The following is an 18,247-nucleotide window of genomic DNA, read 5'->3' as shown; positions in this document are numbered from 1 at the left end:
GAACTTCCTCACACACAATCAGACGCATGGCGTCTTGACGATTCCCGTGTGACCCACGGCACTGATGGGAATCGTAACATCAATAGGGTACTTGCAATCAATCCTTCAAGCAAATTTACTTATTGTTGCCGGATGATTCATCACGATCGCTAACTATAGAGCAACTTAATAGCGGAAAACTGCCGCGATCGATGATTGAGCGGGTACGCGCTCGGACTCTACAGCAAAAACTGTTCCACCATTCAAAACCGTATAAACGGCTGCTAAATCCAATAAATCTTGGTCACCAGCCTGGTGTTGCTCATGTAGCTGCACCGTGTTGCTCTGTGGGTCAAAGCTACCCCACTGCTGATGGTTGACGGCGACAAACAACGAATCAATGCGTTGATTATAAGCCGCCTGCACTACTTCTTTCAGGGCAGCAGAGGCTTGTTCCTGATTATTTCCAGAAAATTCTCTGAAGCGGTCAATTGCGTCTTTCTCTGCTTGTTGAAACTTAGGCTGCACGATTGCCCAAGCTTGGGTATGGAGATCCTCTGGCTTGGAGAGTTCTGGATTACCTGTAATGCCTTCGTCCAAAAGATGGGGGTAAGAATTCACTCGTTTATAAATTGGCAGGAGATAGTCTACACCCGCTACCACTAGGGGGACAGTCTCATCTGGTAGAAACTCTTGTATCCCTTGATTCACTTGGCTGAAAAAACGGATGATCTGAATTTCAACGAAGATAGTAGGTTCAATACATCTGTCTTACGATAGGAAAGCCATGCTGATCCGCTATGATGCATATCAACAATGGCTCTCATCCTTGTAGTGTGAGCATCTTGCTCGCTACTAGTACCCAATCCAAATGCTTAACAGCTTTCTAAACGCTACCAAAGGTAGGAATTGGGCTATTCGTCGGACGCCCAAAACTGGGTAGGTCAACATGAGTGATATTGCGATTCCTGACCGCTAGCCGATAGCTGACACTTTGCAACTCAGCATGAAGTTGGCGATTCTCTCGTTGTAAGTGGCTCACCTTCTCTCTCACCGGTGCCATGCGTTCAGCGAACTTCTGGCGATAAATTTGGGGTAGCTCCTGAACCACCTGCTCTAACATGCGAGAGCGATCGGTTAATTCTTGCACAGACTGGCGCAACTGATAAATTTCTTGATCGCGAGTTGTAATCTGCTCTTGGTAAAATCTGACTTGCTGCTCCACATCTTGCAACTGTTCGCGCAAGACTCGCATTTGGGCTTGATGACGCTCAGAAACCTCGGCTGGCGGTTTAAAGTTCGCATTGCCTTTAACCAAGCGAAATAGCTCTTGAGAGAGTTGCTGCACGAGCTGATCTCTCAGATGTAACTCTTCCCGAAGGCGAGACACTTCAGTTTGCAGCGCTGGTAGGGTTGGGGTTTCAGTCGCGTTCACGATAGCTTACAGCTCCAATACAATAGGGACTCCCAATAGCAGAAGACGATGGGCAACGTCGCTCGGTGATGTGATTACCCTGTAGGAGGATGATATCACTACTAGGGTTATGCTTGACACGTTAACTCCAAAATAGTCATTTGTCATTTGTCATTGGTGGTTGGGGATTAGTTAGTTCCTCTTGCACCAATTGCGCTAACTTTTGGGCGGCACCTGATTCACCTCGGACTGCCCGCAGGCGCGATCGCATGTCTTCTAGTTTTTCGGGATGCTCTAAATACTCAAGTACCAATTGTGCCACATTCTGAGGTTTCAGTTGACCCACGACTTCTGGGACAATTTCCGCTTTTGCCCAAATATTGGGCCACGCAAATAGGCGTCTTTGTTGCAGAATCAGCCAATTAATCAGTTTGGCAAAGCTCGTTCCTACTCCGGGTAACCGGGCTAACAATCCGGGTAATCCATCCCAAGCCCGCATCGCATCCAGTTGCTGAGTGGGTAATAAGACGATCATGGGTACACCGAGGGAACCTAATTCAGCCGTATTCGCTCCCACTGTGGTTAAGCACAGACAGCATTGGGATAATATCTCATGGGCGGGAAATTCGGTTATAAGTTCTACGGTTACACCACTCGCCATTTTGAGTCTTGAGTGTAGGGGCGGGTTTAGGGAATTTTGTTTCGCGATTGATGATAGCTTGGGTTCAAAACCCGCCCTGAATAATGTAGAGACTTCGCTCAAGGAAACCTGATTTTGAATGTAGGGGCGGGTTTGACTACTATCGTTTGTTGTCACCCGGATATTGCTCAACCCGCCCTCATCTCCCCTATCTAGCATCACCAATCTCGCCGCCCCCCATCCTAATTTCTGAATCAGGGGATTTTCTTGGGGATCAGCAAAACGGGCTAGCGTGGGTAAATCTAAGGTTGGTGCAACAGGAATCACAAAACGGGTTTGAGGTCTAACGTTGTGAATGTGTTCAGCAATAGCTAACCCTAATGGTACTCCCTGAATCAATTTGGCAGGTTTTGACCCTGGAAGTAAACCAATCCATTCAATTGGGGAAGTGTTAAGTGTTAACTCCCTCTGCTTCCCCTGCTCCCCCAGCTCCCCCTGCTTCCCCTGCTCCCCTAGCTCCCTCTGCTTCCCCTGCTTCCCCTGCTCCCCCAGCTCCCCCAGCTCCCTCTGCTTCCCCTGCTTCCCCTGCTTCCCCTTCTCCTCTGCTCCCTTACTCCCTCTAGCCACATCTGCCATTAAATCTCCAACTACCGTTAACTTGTGGCGATATTTTTTCGGGGCTTTGGCGATAATATCTGGTTTCATCACCCCGAACCGATCAATCCAGCGATGCCAACGGGCATCCCATTCGGCATAAACAACGGTACGATATCCTAAGCGAGAACCAATCACAACCGGAAAAAACTGATCGCCGCCTAAGAATACCACCACGCCGCGATCGCGCCAGTCCCAATTTTCGGCAGTTTTCCCCCAAAGTAAAAAGGGAAAGAAATGCTCTGCCCCTTGCACTCGGTCTACTTCGGGGTAGGATTGAACAATCTGGGCTTCTTTGCCTGTAGCATTGGGACAAGGAGACAGGATAACCGAGATGCGGACGAATGTGCGATCGCATTTTAGTTGCTGGCGCAAGGCTTTGACTACAGGACGTACCCAGGTGGTGACTTCACCCGGACCATTGGAGAGAATTAAAATGTCAGCATTGGTCATTGGTCATTTGTCATTTGTCATTTGTCATTGGTCATTTGTCAGGAAATATTACCCTTTTATCTGTCATTGGTCACTCCAATCCCACAATAGAATTAGCCAACTTTAGCAAAAATCAGCCAAATCAGTGAGTGCTATTCGTTTTGATCAAGTTCATCTCCAATTTCCCGGGACGCCCCAACCTGCGGTAAATGGTGTAACCTGCGACATTGAAGCAGGTCAACTGGTCGTCATTTTAGGTCCATCGGGATGTGGTAAAACCACAGTTCTCAAGATGGTCAATCGATTGTATGAACCCACATCCGGTGCGATTTATCTGGATGGGGTTAATATCCGCAAAATGAAAGTCACGACGCTGCGTCAGCAAATTGGCTACGTGATTCAACAGTCTGGCTTATTTCCTCATCAGACGGTGGCGGAAAATATTGCCGTTGTTCCCAAGCTTCTGGGATGGTCACGCTCAAAATACCAGTCTCGCATTGATGAGTTATTGACGCTGGTCGAACTACCCCCTCAAGTTTACCGGAATCGTTACCCGGCACAGCTATCCGGAGGACAGCAGCAGCGTGTTGGCGTGGCGCGGGCGTTGGCTGGTGATCCGAAGTTAATGCTAATGGATGAACCTTTTGGTGCCATTGATGCGATTACCCGCCAATCTTTGCAAGACGAAATCTTACGAATTCAGCGTCAACTGCATAAAACGATTCTTTTTGTCTCCCATGATGTGGAGGAAGCGCTGCGTCTGGGGGACAAGATTATGATTTTGCAAAAGGGTGAAATTGTCCAATTTGATACGCCGTTAAATATTTTGACGCACCCGGCTAATGATTTTGTCCGGGAGTTAATGGGTGCCGATGATATGTTGCGTCAATTAAGTTTACAGCCAGTAGAGGCAGCAATGCAGCCAGTTTCTCCAGATTATCAGCATCAGGACAATTGTGCGATCGCGCCTCACGAGAATTTGCGTCAAGCTTTATCCCTCCTCTTACAAAAAGGAACTCAGAGATTACCTGTCATGGATGAAGGAAAGGTAATTGGTGTATTAACCTTAGAGACGATTCAAAAAGCCGCTAAAATGGGTCAAACTTGATAGCCAGTCATCTGTCTTATTCGGGGTTTCGGAAAATACCCACTAGGCAAAAAAATAGTGTTACATAGTTTTTGGAATTATCCAATTTAAGATATTACTATGAACAAGTCGTCTTTTTTTGATGAACAAAAGGAACAATCACTCGTTAAAGCCAGAATAGTTGAGAAATACTTTTGGGCATGGGCAAAAGTTATCATTGGATTTTTGAAACAAAAAGAACAAAAGCAAAAGTCAAAGAAGCTGAAACTTGCTTATATTGACTTGTTTGCCGGTCCTGGTCGATATCAAGATGGTTCCGAATCGACACCGTTGCGTGTACTGGAAACTGCTATTCGAGAACCAGATTTTAGAGAACGCTTGATAACGCTTTTTAATGATGCTGATGCAAATAATACACAGTCACTCCAGAACAACATTCAGTCAATTCACAATATCAATAAACTAAAAAATAAACCCATTGTTATAAACCATGAAATTGGTGAAGAGATAGTTCAGAGGTTTGAACAAGTTAAATTGGTTCCCACTCTATTTTTTGTCGATCCTTGGGGATATAAAGGATTGTCATTACAACTGATTAATTCTGTGGTTAAGAATTGGGGGTGTGACTGTATATTTTTCTTTAACTACAACCGGATTAATATGGGACTAGGTAACGATGCCGTAAAAAATCATATAAATGCTCTATTTGGCGAAGAACGTGCGTCAGAACTTCGAGAAAAATTGCAGTTACTAAACCCAGCCAACAAAGAAATCGCTATTGTCGAAGAAATTTGTGAAGCGTTAAAAGAAATGGGTGGAGAGTATGTGCTTCCTTTCCGTTTTCGACATGAAAATGGCAACCGTACTAGCCATCATCTAATTTTTGTCAGTAAGCATGTAAGAGGTTATGAGATTATGAAAGAGATTATGGCAAAAGAAAGTTCGACAACCGAACAAGGTGTTCCATCTTTTGAGTATAATCTGGCAACAAACTTCCAACCTTTACTTTTTGAACTTTCACGTCCACTGGATGAACTTACAGATATGTTATTAGATGAGTTTGCCGGTCAAACAATGACGATGATAGAGGTTTATCAAAGACATCATATTGGTAAACGGTACATCAAGAAAAATTACAAAGATGCTCTTCTAAAACTAGAGGCTAAAGGCAAAATTACAGCAGAACCATCTAAGCGCCGGAAAAACACATTTGCCGATACAGTACGAGTTACTTTTCCACCAATTTAAGTTGTTTCGTAGACTGATGACGAGATAGTGGGATATCTTTTCCCCATTGCTGTTGGTGTTGTTTCCAAGCTAATGGCATCTCATCCCAAATTTTTCCATCCAGTTCTCTTCCTCCAGCTTTTGGTGTTCTACCTCCCCATTGTTTAAAGAAAAATGCGACATCAAACCTCTGACATTGATCACGAATACTTTGCGCCCACTCTAACTTCATCGGACGATATCTATTTCCCGATTCGCCACCCACAATAACCCAATGAATATCCGTTAAATTAAGATGTAAATCACCGAGAAGTGGTTCACAAGAGAGAAAACGCACATTTGCTGGAACTTGTCGCAGGGAATCAACCCGATGAACATAGTCCTGATTTTCAACCGATACCCCCATCCAAATATTGTTATGCCATTCTAACTGAGACGCTAATTCAACTAAATGTTCATGTCGTTTGGTCAAAATTTGATAGATATGCTGCGGAGTTTGACCCATCACATCAAACACGTCTTTGAGAAATTCGATAGGCACGTCTTCGTGAAAAAGATCACTCATAGAGTTAACAAAAATGCGACTTGGCTTGCGCCAACGCAAGGGTTCTTTTATGCGTTCCCGATGCAGGGTTAAATCAAATCCATTGGGAAAATTCTGATGAAACCGTTTAGTTAGTGCTTCTGCATAACAATGGGTACAACCTGGACTAACTTTGTTGCAGCCAGTTGTGGGGTTCCATGTTCGGTCTGTCCACTCGATACCTGTATGAGTGCTAGCCATATTCTCAGTCTACCCCTAACATTAATAGTCTTTCCTTTGCTTATTTATAGTACCGATGTATTGTAAACTTGTCCAGAGTTATGTGATTTAACTTTTGCCTGTTAATATTTGATAAGTTGCACCCGTTATAATAAAGGTTTGTAAACTGCTGTAAGGTAGCGGTATTAATCGATAAAAACTTTCATAGATGGTGCGTTAAATTTCAGTCTTTTTATCCTGAAATTTGGCTGAAGCGGTGCTGAAATTTATTTTTTGATCATTAACTGCTATGATTCAATTTAAATTCTAAAGACCTATGTGGCTATTTCCAGACTTTCACCCCCTAGCTGCGATCGCAACAATGCCTACCGCCGCCCAAACCCTACAGCCTCTGTGTCATACAGCCGGGGCGACGTTGTGGTTTCCTGAGTCGCTTCATCCCTCTGAACGAAATGATGTTTCCACCGAATCGTTCTATCCGGGTTCTCTTAAATCCCATATCGCCTCACTCTGGCAAACGCATCGCGCTTTTATTTTTGGTTTAGCAACGGGGGCGGTAGTGCGTCTGATTGCCCCACTTTTACCGGATAAATCCTCTGATCCGGCGGTTGTCGTTGTCGATGAAAGGGCGTACTTAGGGTTTGTTGAATAAGTTATGGGGAGATGGGGAAGATGAGGCAGATGGGGAAGATGTTAGCTGTTGGCGTTATTTCTGCCTTCTTGTACTAGAAACTATACCGTTCTTCTGCCCAAGGTTCACCTCGGCGGTGATAACCATTACGTTCCCAGAATCCCGATTCCTCGTGGTTAAGAAACTCTAAACCATTAATCCACTTAGCACTTTTCCAAGCGTAAAGGTGGGGAACCACTAAACGCAGAGGACCGCCATGTTCTGGGGGTAAAGGTTCACCGAATAGGGTGTGAGCAAAAAAGTTATCCTCGCGTACAAACTCATCCAATGTCAGATTTGTGGTATAGCCACCATAGCAATGTTGCATAACATGGGTGGCTTTAGGGTCAAGTTCAACCTGACTCATAAAGTCAGTTACCCTAATCCCCGTCCATTGCACATCCAGTTTTGACCAACGGGTCACACAATGAAAATCCTTGGTGAAATCATGTTGAGGCATTGCCATCATATCTGACCAACGCCAGGTCGTGGGTGTAGCTAAACCCCAAACCCGAAATTCCCAGTCATCAATGTTAACTTCGGGAGTCTCACCATAAGTTAGAACCGGGAAACCCTTGGTCAGGTATTGACCTGGAGGAACGCGATCGCTCTGTTCTGGTTCTGGTTTGTGGAAAAATTTTCCGATCATAGTTCAACTTGTCTAGATAACCATCCCGAAAAGAGAGTGTAGAGACATAGCCTGATACGTCTCTACTCCCCCATCTCCCCTCCCTGAACGGAGGTGTTCACAAATTCCTGCCACCCTACACTAGGCTTCTTCTTCCTCTTCTTCTTCAGTCGGATAGACAAACGTCGAACGTCCACTCAAAACTGCCTTACCCAGAGAGAGGGCTTTTTCCGCTTCCAATGATGCTTTGCGTCTCCAGTTAGCTCTACGTTTGTCTCGTTTTGACTTTGATGTTTTCTTCTTGGGTACAGCCATGGTTGTCAGTTAGCGAATTTTGCACAGCCTTTCCATTGTATGCCATGAAGCCAAGTTGACATCCTCACCGACCTAAAAGAATCGGTGGTACGGTGCTGTTTTCTTTTGTCCGACTACTTACCTCACTGTTCTTAGGTTGCTTCTCCGATTGCCGACACAACGCTAAGGCATCACTAAAGGACGGGGCTTTAGACCCATTAATTCCGGTAACAAAGGCAAAAATGGGATGATATCAGTCTTCTATAGCCCAAGGAGATTTGCTGACCTCTTCCTGGCGGAAGCGACTTGGCTGAAATGTTAGACTGAGTAAGCCAATGTAAAGATTAGGCAAAGATTGGGGATAGACCTAGACACAGGGATAGAAAACCTATCAAAATATAGGTAGTGTAAAAAAAATCTTTTGATCCTTCGACGAGGCTCAGGGCAAGCTTTTCATTTGTGACTAAGGGCTGGTTTTATTGATAAGTTATCAGTTTGAGGCTGTCCTACACGGCTTACACCTGCCTCTACAGGATAACTTTTGAGTTCCAAGGTAGCATTACTGGTCTATGTAAAGGAAGCTAACACTCATTTAATCGTTCACTCATTCTTTAACTTATGTTTTCCATCTACATTCTGACCCACAACGAGGAAATAGATATTGCGGCTTGCATTGAGTCAGCCCAGCTATCGGATGATGTCATAGTGGTAGATTCCTACAGCACAGACCGTACTGTAGAAATTGCCTCCAGCTACCCCGTTCGTGTCGTGCAACATCAGTTTGAGAGTCATGGCAAGCAACGAACCTGGATGCTAGAAGCGATTCCCACAAAGTATCAATGGGTTTATATCTTAGAAGCAGATGAGCGAATGACTCCTCAACTGTTTCAAGAGAGTTTAGCGGCAATAAAACGCCCAGATGCGGTTGGCTATTATGTGGCAGAGCGAGTAATGTTTATGGGGAAATGGATTCGCCACAGCACCCAATACCCCCGTTACCAAATGCGTCTTTTCCAAAAAGGAAAGGTTTGGTTCACAGATTACGGTCACACAGAACGGGAAGTTTGTAATGGAGCAACCAGTTTTCTGCAAGAAACCTATCCCCACTATACCTGTAGTAAAGGCTTGAGTCGTTGGATAGAGAAGCACAATCGCTACTCCACCGATGAAGCGGCTGAGACAGTCCGTCAGTTAGAACAGGGAAATGTCAATTGGTGGAACTTATTCTTTGGTCGATCAGAAGTTGAACGGCGTCGAGCGCTCAAAGATTTATCCCTGCGTTTACCTTTGAGACCCCTGTTACGGTGGATTTATATGTATTTCTTCCTGGGTGGTTGTCTGGATGGCAAAGCAGGAATGGCTTGGTGTACCTTACAAGCATTTTATGAGTACTTAATTTTGCTGAAAGTCCAAGAAATGAAGCAAATGCCACCATCTCATCTGTCGCCAGCTCATCCAATGACTGTCCTATCAGATGTTAATGCTTCTGAGGTATCTAATAATTATCATCTACCTCCGATGGAACGGAAATTAGCCTCCACCATTAAACCTTGAGATAAAGGTAGACATAAGTGGGTGGACACAATTAACGTTAACGGTTGAGATGAGGGAACAGGGAACACCTCGACTTCGCTCGGTGTGCCACAGGGAACAGGGAACAGTAAGGGTTTAAAGGTGGTTTACAAAACTTAATACAGCACCGTTTTCTTTTGTCCGACTACTTACACCATCTTTGGTATTTAGTCAAAAATATATCAATAAACTATTCTCCGTCTAGAGATTATATATCGATTCGGAGAATAGTAAATTTTTTTATGTGGGGATGCAAGGCTTGCATTGGTGTCAAGGTAAGCTCAAAAATCTGCAATATAGCCCTACGGGGATACGTTAGGACATTCCCCTGTTGCCTATTGCCTATTGCCTGTTGCCTTTTCACCCCATTGTATTGTCCTAACCTTAATGCGTAGTGCTATACCTTGGTTTGACCTCTCCCTAGCCCTCCCCTGCGAGGGGAGGGAAGCGGAATATATTTTTAGTTAAGTTATCGGTTTGGCGCCATCAGTTATCCGTCAAACCCGCCCCTACACCCCCTGCTTCCCCTGCTCCCTCTGCTCCCCCTACTTTTCATCTTAGTTTCATCAAGTTACTCAAAAGCATGAAGACTTGATGATCTTCCTTCATTTCTACTGACATCTAGTCAGTTTGTTGAATAAGATAAAAACAACTGAGCAAAGGTTAGGTTCAACATCTAACACAACGGAATTAGTTAAGAGTCATACCTAAAACTCAGTGTTCCTTACACAGTTGAATTTTACAGATGAATAATCAAACTTTTTCGCGCGTAAGACAATTGGTAGCTCCCTTATCAATTGCGGCGACGATGGTACTAGGATTATCTACCCAGGCTAATGCAATTAATCTCGGAATCGCTTCTGACTATAATATATTTGTGCTAGGCGATGTGAATCAAAGTAATACTGATTCTGAGGGTAAGGTCGCCATTGGCGGAAATGTCACATTATCAGATTTTTATGCAGGAATGAATCTGCCTCAAGACGGGAACAACGGTGATGTCTTGATTGTTGGTAAAAATTTAGCCTTTCAAAATGGTCAAGTTAGAGGCAATGCAGTTTACGGAGAAACAGGAGAACTTACTAATGTAACTCTTGAGGATGGGGGAACGCTTCGCCAAGATAATCCCATTGACTTCGCTGCAGCTAGTCAGGAATTACAAGCATTATCTCAATTTTTAGGAGGGTTAGAGGCTACGGGTACACCAGAAATAGCTCATGGTGGAATTACATTAACGGGTTCAGATGAAGACGAAAACATTTTTCATCTCAATGCCTCTGATTTAAGCACTGCCAGCAGCTTCAACATTGATGTAACTCCAGGTTCGACTGTCATTGTGAATATTAGTGGAAACGCCGCATCATTACAAAATTTTGGCTTCAATTTCAATGGTGGTATTGATCAGAGACAGAACATTATCTACAACTTCTATGAAGCTGGGGAGCTGTCAGCCAGTGGCATCGGAATACAAGGCAGTATTTTAGCGCCTTTCGCTGCTTTCGACTTTAACAATGCTCAAATTAACGGCAACTTAATTACCGCTTCACTAACAGGAGGGGGACAATCGAATAACTATCTCTTCAACGGTGATTTACCTGACCCAATCAGTGAAACGGTTCCTGAACCGGCAACATTAGCTGGACTAGGATTAGTCGCGGCTCTAGGAGTTGCTTCTCGCCGTAAAGGTAAGCAGAAAGTTTAAGCCTGTCAAACGTGAGTTCAGCAATTGGTGCGATAACCAACACGATAGTTTCATCGCACCTCAGTGACTCCAACCTAACCTAAGTCCATTTTTTCATGCACTCCTCACACTATCGTCCCTGACTTAATCCTTTAGGTCAGGGATTTTTGTATGAGATTCCTAAGATACACTTTCTGTGACAGAGGGTAAAGGAGAGGGCGACCCGATTTCATTAAATGGACTGGTGTTGTTCATTACAGCAGTTTGCTCTGCTATGCGGTACATTGTCGATCCCCCTAAATCCCCCATGGAACCAAAAGCGAAGCATCCTTTGGCTTCCCCATGGAACAAAAAGCGAAGCATCCTTTGGTCTCCCCCTTTTGAAGGGGGACGGAAGGGGGATCAAATAGGGGGACGGGAGGGGGATCAAATAGGGGGACGGAAGGGGGTAGGGGGACGGGAGGGGGATCTGAAGGGGGACTTTGATCTACTGTACTTTATTACAGCGCAAAGCGCTGTAAGCTAAGCGGGTCGCCCCTACAGGGCTTTCACCGGTGTGGCTTTCATCCATAAAAATGGGCGCGATCGCGAATTCAGACTGGGGTTTTTCAGACTGTAGTTTTCCGCTACTGATGATGAAGACGCAGGGAGTGCGGCATCTCCAAACCATGAGCGTTCATTAACGATTCATTAGCCATAACTTGCTGGGGAGTTCCATCAGCAATAATTCGTCCTTCATCCAGTAAAAGCACGCGATCGCACACTTCGATAATCAGTTCTAAGTCATGGGAGGAAATCAGAATCGTTTGCTGGGCGGTTTGGAGAAAGTTGATCACACGACGACGATAGCGCATGTCTAGGTTCGCGCTGGGTTCATCGTACAGAACCAATTGAGGACGCATAGCTAACACCCCCGCGATCGCGACCAAACATTTCTCACCCCCAGAAAGATTGTGAGGAACCCGTTCTGCCAGCGTTTCCACACCTGTCAGGGACAGCGCATCTTGAACGCGATCATTGACCTCATCCTCTGACATGCCCATATTCTGTGGACCAAAGGCGACATCTTCCCATACTGACGGTAATAATAACTGGTCGTTGGGATTCTGAAACACGAAGCCAATTTCTGGGCGAAACTCACCCACAACAACGGGGTTTCCAAATAAGCCAATATCTCCAGATGTTGGTGTTAAAATACCGCAAATCGAGAGAAATAGCGTTGTTTTTCCCGCACCATTGGGTCCAATTAAACCGACTCGTTCTTCAGGATATATATTAAGATTAGCTCCTTGTAAAACCTCAGGTCTGTCCGGATAGGAAAAACTCAAATCAGAAACCGCGATTGCCGGTTCTCTGGCACTGTCTGGGTTAGATACAAGTTGTTGTTGTGGTCTCATAATTCGTCATTTGTCATTCGTCATTAGTAAGGATTGGAGAAATTGTTTCCGGTTACGACTGCCTTTCTACCAGAATTTCAGCAACAACAAACCCAAGGGCGATCGCAACAGTTATTCCCAAACTAATTAAATCCCCACCAGAAACACGATTCTTGGGATTAGGCGGTTTACGATGGTGCAGAGTATAACCATACCCTCGCAATATCATCGCTTGATAAACCTGCTGAGACTGGTTGTAACTACGAACCAATAAGCTACCCACTAGAGACGCCAGCACATTCAGATTGCGGCGCGAGAAACGAGTCGCCCGAAACCCCCGCAGTTGCATCGCCCGTTTCATTTTGGTTAAATCTTCACCAAACTGTTCGATATAGCGGTACGTCAATAGCGTCATATCCGCTAATACCGCCGGAAGTCCCAGCGATCGCATGGCTTTGACGGTACTCAAAAACGGGGCTGTACCAAAGAGAATTAAACTCACGGTGAGAATAGATAAAAATCGAGTCGCAATCAGCGCTAGCGCCACGACTCCTTCTTGATATAGACTCAAAATACCTATCTGAACAATTACCGTACTACCCACGCTAAACGGTAAAAGTAGAGTAATCGCCAGCAAAAAAAAACCGGGGTAGCGCAGCCGCGATCGCAAAAACGAGAAGGGTAATCTGGAGAGGTAATAATACACCAGTGTCACAACGATCATCCCTGGGAGTAAACTTAACTGTTCAACAAATGAAAACGCAAAAATTAAGCTAAATAAGCCAATCAGTTTACAACGGGATTCCCAACGATGAATCGGAGAGTCCAAATTGGCATAAAAATCCAGTCCGTGTTTCATTAACTCTCCAACAATTCAGGTTTGACTTGCTTCAAAAACAGAGCCACGGCTGTCGTAAACGCGCCCTCAATTGCCATGAGTGGGATATGAGCCAATACCAATCCGGAAATTGCCATTTTTTCGGCTGATGCATCTATAGTTGCGGGAATATTAGTAATCACTAAAGCGAAAAATAGCAGAGTGGCTATCCCCAAACCTCCCGCACCTCCGATAAAGGCAAAGATACCCGTCACCACTCGATTATCCTTATCGAATTTTAGGCGCAATTGAAATAGGTGATACGCCAAAATTGCCGGAACGCCAAACATTGTGGCGTTTACTCCTAGAGTCGATAAACCACCATGCTGAAACATCACGGCTTGAAAGAATAAACCGATGAGAATGGCGGGAAACGCATAATATCCCAACATTGTGCCTAACAACCCATTCAGAATCAAATGGACACTCGCTGGTGGGATGGGGATATGAATCCAAGAGGCGACAAAAAAGGCGGCGGTGAGTAGAGATGCTTTGGGAATATTCTCTTGGGGATTCGGATCTCGGTTAATTTGGCGCAGGGAGTACCAAGTGAAACCTCCTGTAGCTGCGTAACCTGTGATACAGACAGAAGCAGGCAGGATGCCATCAGGAATATGCATAATTTTTGTGTAGTTTTGACCCTTCACTTCGGCAAGAGGGCAGGGCGCGTGACCCTTCACAACCCTCGATAGAACCGGGTTTGTCGGGACGGGTTTAGGGACTTGCGTTTCACAATTGATAATAACATTTATTCAAAACCCACCCTGACTTGTAGGGGCGGGTTTATGGACTTACGTTTCATGATTGATGATAACATTTGTTCAAAACCCGCCTGATCTAATTGTTGATTTTTTGACAATGAACAATGAACAATTCTAACCTAATTGTGACCACCTACTTAGCCTGTTTTGTTCCTTGGGCAAAATAGAGTGCTGTACCGACAAAACCCCAGATCACCGCAACTGACATCACCACAATTTGGATGGGTGTGAAGGAGTCATTCGTGGATTGAATACTCATCACTTGACTATCGGCGGTGTTCTCTGTTGCTGATTGATCCTCACCCATAGAAATAGTAATCAAATCTCCGTGACCCGCTTGGCGAACCTGAACTGCCCATTCTCCCGGTTGTGAGCGATCGGGAGCAAAGACAAAGCTACCCTTTTCGTCGGTGGTTCCTTGCAACCAAGGAGTAGAAGGATCTTGGGGAGAGTAAACCGTAACTTGGGCATTGGACATGGGTTCGCCGTTATCAAAAGCCGCATCAATTTTAATCGCCTGGGTAGTTTCATAGTTAATCTTGGCACCATGAGCTGTAGCTTTAGCTGACCAGCTCATCACTAACATTAGGATAAGGGGGACTAAAAATTTCCTCTTCATCGCTCACATTTTCTTAATGTCATAGAAACGATTGAAACCCAGTTGGTAACCATAACTACTCTTTATCATTCGTTATAATTTTCCTTATCGCCAAATGACATAAGACAAATAACCAATGACCAATTTAACTCGATTCGTTGGCAACAGTTTGGATTTCTTCACAGTGACCCTCACCAACGTGACCTAAACTGGGAAGAATTTCCTGAAGTTTCTGGTATTCTTCTGGGGAGAGTTCTGACTTTAGCTGCTGTTGGTCTAACTCTAGTGTGCCATCGTTGGCTAGAGTCGCTAATGGCTCAAACCCCAACGCACCAGTATTAATCTCATCATCAGCGGGTGCGCCTGCATCACCAAAGAGGTGATCAAAGTGGAACGTTGCTTCCAAGTCGGCGGTATCCCCTTGAGCAAGAATTCCCTTACGTTCGTCGCCCACAAATTCCCCACAGACAAATTCTAAGGGCTGATTCAGGGCAACGGTAAAGTCAATCGTTTGCCCCTCTTTCTCGGCTGTCCCTACCATAACTAGGGTTTGACCTTCAGCCGGTCCCTCTTCAGCTTTGACCATTTTCCAGGATAAAGCATTATATTGTCCGGCAGGGGCATCGGCAACGTCTTCGACGAGAATCGGTTCGGCATCTTCCCCACCTGCGGCTAAATCAACGGTGTGGGTTTTGTCAAGAACCACTTTTTCTTTCGCTTGCACTTTGCTACCCGCCTCAGCATTGAACGGCGGGTCACTTTGATAAGCGGTGATATCGGCTAAGTTGACATAAACATGGTCAAAGGCAATTTGCCATCCATCTTTTGATATAAAACCTTGGCGGACAAAATCCTCTCCATTCGCCCGGATTTCCAGGGTTCCACTCCCTTGACTTGCCTGAGTTGCACTCTGAGTTTCTGTTTGTGTCTGAGTGTCGCTGGTGGTTTCAGTCTGGGAACAGCCAACTAGCGTCCCAGTTGTCAAAACCATCAGACTTGTGAAAATGATTATTGGTTTCCTCATTGATGACCTTTGGCGGTTTTCATACTATACCCAATTAAATCCAACAAGTTTTTGTAATAATTCGCAATACCCCTAGAGGGCATCTTCTGGGGAACAGGTAAGAACGCTAATAGTGAAACCCGCCCCTACATACTCACACGCCATGCCCTCTTTCCGCAGTGAAGGGTCAAAACTATTTCATGCTTTTCCTGTTAGCCAATAGGTAAGCATTTCTCCTTTTCCCTTCACCTCAATAATCCCGCGTTTTTCCAACACATATTGATCCTTTAACCGCTCGTAAGTTGCCTGAGTGACTTGAATTCCCCCAGAAGTTCCTTGAGATTCCATCCGCGAGGCGACATTTACCGTATCTCCCCACAGATCGTAAATAAACTTTTTCATCCCGATGACTCCAGCAATCACCGGTCCGGTATTAATGCCAATTCGCAGTTGAAATGCTTCTCCGGTATCCATGTGAAATTGAGTAATCACCCGTTGCATCTCTAATGCCATATCCGCGATCGCTTCAGTATGATCGAATCTGGGTAAGGGTAGACCACAGGCAACCATATAAGCATCACCAATGGTTTTAATCTTCTCCAACCCATACTCCTCAGACAGTAAGTCGAACGTGGAGATAATGGTTCCGAGTAATTGAACCAATTCCGTCGGTGGCATTCGGCTTGATAGGGGTGTAAACCCAACAATATCCGCAAACAAAATCGTCACATCGTCGAATTGCTCAGCGATTAGGGCTTCCCCATGGTACTTGCCTAAGGTACTGTGATTTTGTTTCAACTGCTCGGCGATCGCCTCTGGCAAAATATTTAATAACAGGCGTTCCGACTTTTCCTGTTCCGCCCGCAAGTCAGCTTCCGCTTGGAGGCGCTGTTTCTCAACTTGAATACGCTGGGTGATATCTTCTAATACCCCTAAAACGCCAACGACTTTACCTTGGGCATCATGGATGGGAATTTTACTCACATCCAGCCAAACCGTTTGTCCATCAACGGGGGGTTTTTGTTTGGTTTCGACAACATGAAATTCGGCTTGATTCCGACTCATCACCCGCGCATCTTGCTGGCGGTAGAGTTCAGCAATGTCTCGACTGGGCAGTAAATCATAGTCTGTTTTACCCACCACAACCTCTGGATTGTCTAACCCGGCTGTCTTTGCCCACTTTTTATTGCAACCGAGAAAGACTAAGTTGATATCTTTCCAAAAGACTTGTTGCGGGATATTATCGATAACTAATCGTAAATATTCCTCTTTTTCTCTCAAGGCGGCTTCAGCTTGCTTGCGTTCTGTCACATCCGTGCCAATTGAGAGAACTTCAATTAATTCACCCTCCTCATTGAAAATTGGTTTATTTGCCCAGGTAACCCAAACCGTTTTCCCCGTCTTATGAATGGTTTCCACGGTTCTGATCCGATAGCGTTCTGGACGTTTGCGGATAGCTCGAATCAAAACAGACAGCATCCGTTGCGATCGCGGCGTATTCGGGACGAGAGTTCCGACTAGAGAACAATTGAGTAGTTGATCGTTATCGTAGCCAAAAAATGTCTGACCATAACGATTAATGAATTTAATTTGCCCCTGAACATCCCACCGCAAAATAATGCAATTGGGGGTTTCGACTAAATCTCGATACTGTGCTTCACTGGCTCGCAAGGCTTCCAGGGTTTGTTTATGCTCGGTAATATCCCGTGCTACCCAGAGAACAGAGTCTTTTGAGATGGGTGAAATACTGGCGGAAAACCAAACGGTTCGATCCGTTAAGGTGAGACGATACTCAACCTGAACCGTCTGTTGGCTATCGAGGGCTTGGTGAATATACCCGACAAACTGATCCGCCTGCGATCGCGCCAAAAGATCATACTCCGTTTTGCCCAGCATCGCTTCAACCGGTTGACCTAACAAATCTGGATTTGCTGAGACAATTTTCAGATAACGTCCTTGGCGATCTTTGACGAAAATTAGTTCCGTCATCGCCTCAAATAAGGCACGCAACTCTGAATCAGAGTTGAGGGAATTTGTCAAGGCTTTAGACCGTTGACATAAATGTGAGAGGGACTGACGTATCCCCATGGAGATTAACCCAGTGAGTAGGGCGACTAAGGCAAAAACCCCCAGCCAGACAAGCAGGATATGAGGGGTATAGGGATAAATAGCTGACCAATTGGTCATGGTTGACGGTAACATCGGTTTACATCACCGACCAGGCTTGCCTGTGAATAGTTGCCCAGATGCTACCCTAATAAATCAATCTGACACCGTTGCACTGGTTCGGTTCGATATGTCCTTCCTAGCAGACCAAACGGCGCTAGCGCTTCACCCTACAGCAGGTATTTCCATTCATCCTGCACTAAGTAAGCGTGTGGGTGTGGCTAGCTCATCCAATCAGTCTGTCTTAGAAGTGAATTCCATGATAGCGACAGACGGAGAATCCGGCGTTGATTTTGATCAACCCTTACCATGGACGTTCTATGTTAAGCCTTGACGACTCCCCGCGCATAGAATGCGGGGGATTCTGAAGAGTAATTACTCACTCTCCCCTCCACTCGAATAGGCTGAGGTCATGCTTCCTCGAA

The 18,247-nt window shown here is 45.2% G+C and carries 17 protein-coding genes and 1 pseudogene; 6 read left to right on the top strand and 12 right to left on the bottom strand.

Annotated features, from left to right (window positions below; translation table 11 throughout):
- Nucleotides 1-165 precede the first annotated feature (165 nt).
- The 3 genes from RIB93_RS16210 to RIB93_RS16200 form a co-directional block, all read right to left on the bottom strand.
- Entirely contained in the window at nt 166-717 is a 552-nt protein-coding gene (locus RIB93_RS16210) for a baeRF3 domain-containing protein (RefSeq protein ID WP_446373772.1), read from the bottom strand.
- A 148-nt stretch (nt 718-865) separates the two neighbouring features.
- The gene (locus RIB93_RS16205; RefSeq protein ID WP_446373765.1) at nt 866-1,414 is read right to left on the bottom strand and encodes an Npun_F5560 family protein; all 549 of its coding nucleotides are present in this window, start codon (nt 1,412-1,414) and stop codon (nt 866-868) included.
- A 136-nt stretch (nt 1,415-1,550) separates the two neighbouring features.
- Nucleotides 1,551-3,140: a lipid-A-disaccharide synthase gene (locus RIB93_RS16200; RefSeq protein WP_446373764.1), complete on the bottom strand. Its 1,590-nt coding sequence runs from the start codon at nt 3,138-3,140 to the stop codon at nt 1,551-1,553.
- A 124-nt stretch (nt 3,141-3,264) separates the two neighbouring features.
- Between RIB93_RS16200 and RIB93_RS16195 the strand changes: the two genes are divergently transcribed.
- A complete protein-coding gene (locus tag RIB93_RS16195) occupies nt 3,265-4,227 on the top strand; it encodes an ABC transporter ATP-binding protein (RefSeq protein ID WP_446373763.1) in 963 nt (320 codons plus the stop codon).
- A 99-nt stretch (nt 4,228-4,326) separates the two neighbouring features.
- Entirely contained in the window at nt 4,327-5,454 is a 1,128-nt protein-coding gene (locus tag RIB93_RS16190; protein WP_446373762.1) for a three-Cys-motif partner protein TcmP, read from the top strand.
- Here RIB93_RS16190 and RIB93_RS16185 read toward each other — a convergent pair.
- A complete protein-coding gene (locus RIB93_RS16185; RefSeq protein WP_446373761.1) occupies nt 5,435-6,217 on the bottom strand; it encodes a DUF5131 family protein in 783 nt (260 codons plus the stop codon). The two genes, RIB93_RS16190 and RIB93_RS16185, sit on opposite strands and share 20 nt — an antisense overlap.
- Nucleotides 6,218-6,512: 295 nt before the next feature.
- Between RIB93_RS16185 and RIB93_RS16180 the strand changes: the two are divergent.
- Nucleotides 6,513-6,821, top strand: a pseudogene (locus tag RIB93_RS16180) (precorrin-3B C(17)-methyltransferase); the annotation flags it as partial.
- A 100-nt stretch (nt 6,822-6,921) separates the two neighbouring features.
- Here RIB93_RS16180 and RIB93_RS16175 read toward each other — a convergent pair.
- Nucleotides 6,922-7,515 carry a sulfite oxidase-like oxidoreductase gene (locus RIB93_RS16175; RefSeq protein ID WP_446373760.1) on the bottom strand — a complete coding sequence of 198 codons (594 nt, stop codon included), beginning with the start codon at nt 7,513-7,515 and terminating at the stop codon, nt 6,922-6,924.
- 120 nt (nt 7,516-7,635) lie between these two features.
- Nucleotides 7,636-7,809, bottom strand: coding sequence for a 50S ribosomal protein L32 (rpmF, locus tag RIB93_RS16170; RefSeq protein ID WP_006101025.1), 174 nt, complete (start codon nt 7,807-7,809; stop codon nt 7,636-7,638).
- 597 nt (nt 7,810-8,406) lie between these two features.
- Here rpmF and RIB93_RS16165 point away from each other — a divergent pair.
- A complete protein-coding gene (locus RIB93_RS16165; RefSeq protein WP_446373759.1) occupies nt 8,407-9,342 on the top strand; it encodes a glycosyltransferase family 2 protein in 936 nt (311 codons plus the stop codon).
- A 763-nt stretch (nt 9,343-10,105) separates the two neighbouring features.
- Nucleotides 10,106-11,062, top strand: a complete 957-nt coding sequence (locus RIB93_RS16160; RefSeq protein ID WP_446373758.1) for a choice-of-anchor A family protein — start codon at nt 10,106-10,108, stop codon at nt 11,060-11,062.
- Nucleotides 11,063-11,667: 605 nt separating this feature from the next.
- Here RIB93_RS16160 and RIB93_RS16155 read toward each other — a convergent pair.
- The 6 genes from RIB93_RS16155 to RIB93_RS16130 form a co-directional block, all read right to left on the bottom strand.
- Nucleotides 11,668-12,438 carry an energy-coupling factor ABC transporter ATP-binding protein gene (locus RIB93_RS16155; RefSeq protein WP_446373757.1) on the bottom strand — a complete coding sequence of 257 codons (771 nt, stop codon included), beginning with the start codon at nt 12,436-12,438 and terminating at the stop codon, nt 11,668-11,670.
- 52 nt (nt 12,439-12,490) lie between these two features.
- Entirely contained in the window at nt 12,491-13,276 is a 786-nt protein-coding gene (gene cbiQ, locus RIB93_RS16150) for a cobalt ECF transporter T component CbiQ (RefSeq protein WP_446373756.1), read from the bottom strand.
- Nucleotides 13,276-13,914 (bottom strand): cobalt transporter CbiM, encoded by a 639-nt coding sequence (gene cbiM, locus RIB93_RS16145; RefSeq protein WP_446373755.1) that lies wholly within the window; start codon nt 13,912-13,914, stop codon nt 13,276-13,278. The genes cbiQ and cbiM overlap by 1 nt, the downstream gene beginning before the upstream one ends.
- 274 nt (nt 13,915-14,188) lie before the next feature.
- Entirely contained in the window at nt 14,189-14,632 is a 444-nt protein-coding gene (locus RIB93_RS16140; protein ID WP_446373754.1) for a carboxypeptidase regulatory-like domain-containing protein, read from the bottom strand.
- Nucleotides 14,633-14,798: 166 nt separating this feature from the next.
- Nucleotides 14,799-15,644 carry a DUF4382 domain-containing protein gene (locus RIB93_RS16135; protein WP_446373753.1) on the bottom strand — a complete coding sequence of 282 codons (846 nt, stop codon included), beginning with the start codon at nt 15,642-15,644 and terminating at the stop codon, nt 14,799-14,801.
- Nucleotides 15,645-15,854: 210 nt separating this feature from the next.
- A complete protein-coding gene (locus RIB93_RS16130; RefSeq protein ID WP_446373752.1) occupies nt 15,855-17,858 on the bottom strand; it encodes an adenylate/guanylate cyclase domain-containing protein in 2,004 nt (667 codons plus the stop codon).
- On the opposite strand from RIB93_RS16130, the gene RIB93_RS16125 reads away from it, so the two are divergent.
- A complete protein-coding gene (locus RIB93_RS16125) occupies nt 17,842-18,156 on the top strand; it encodes a hypothetical protein (RefSeq protein WP_446373751.1) in 315 nt (104 codons plus the stop codon). The two genes, RIB93_RS16130 and RIB93_RS16125, sit on opposite strands and share 17 nt — an antisense overlap.
- Nucleotides 18,157-18,247: the final 91 nt, after the last annotated feature.

The sequence above is a fragment of the Coleofasciculus sp. D1-CHI-01 genome (assembly GCF_040218875.1).
Lineage (GTDB): Bacteria > Cyanobacteriota > Cyanobacteriia > Cyanobacteriales > Coleofasciculaceae > Coleofasciculus.
The sequence above is the reverse complement of the archived record's forward strand: the minus strand, read 5'-3'. Positions and strand labels throughout refer to the sequence as shown.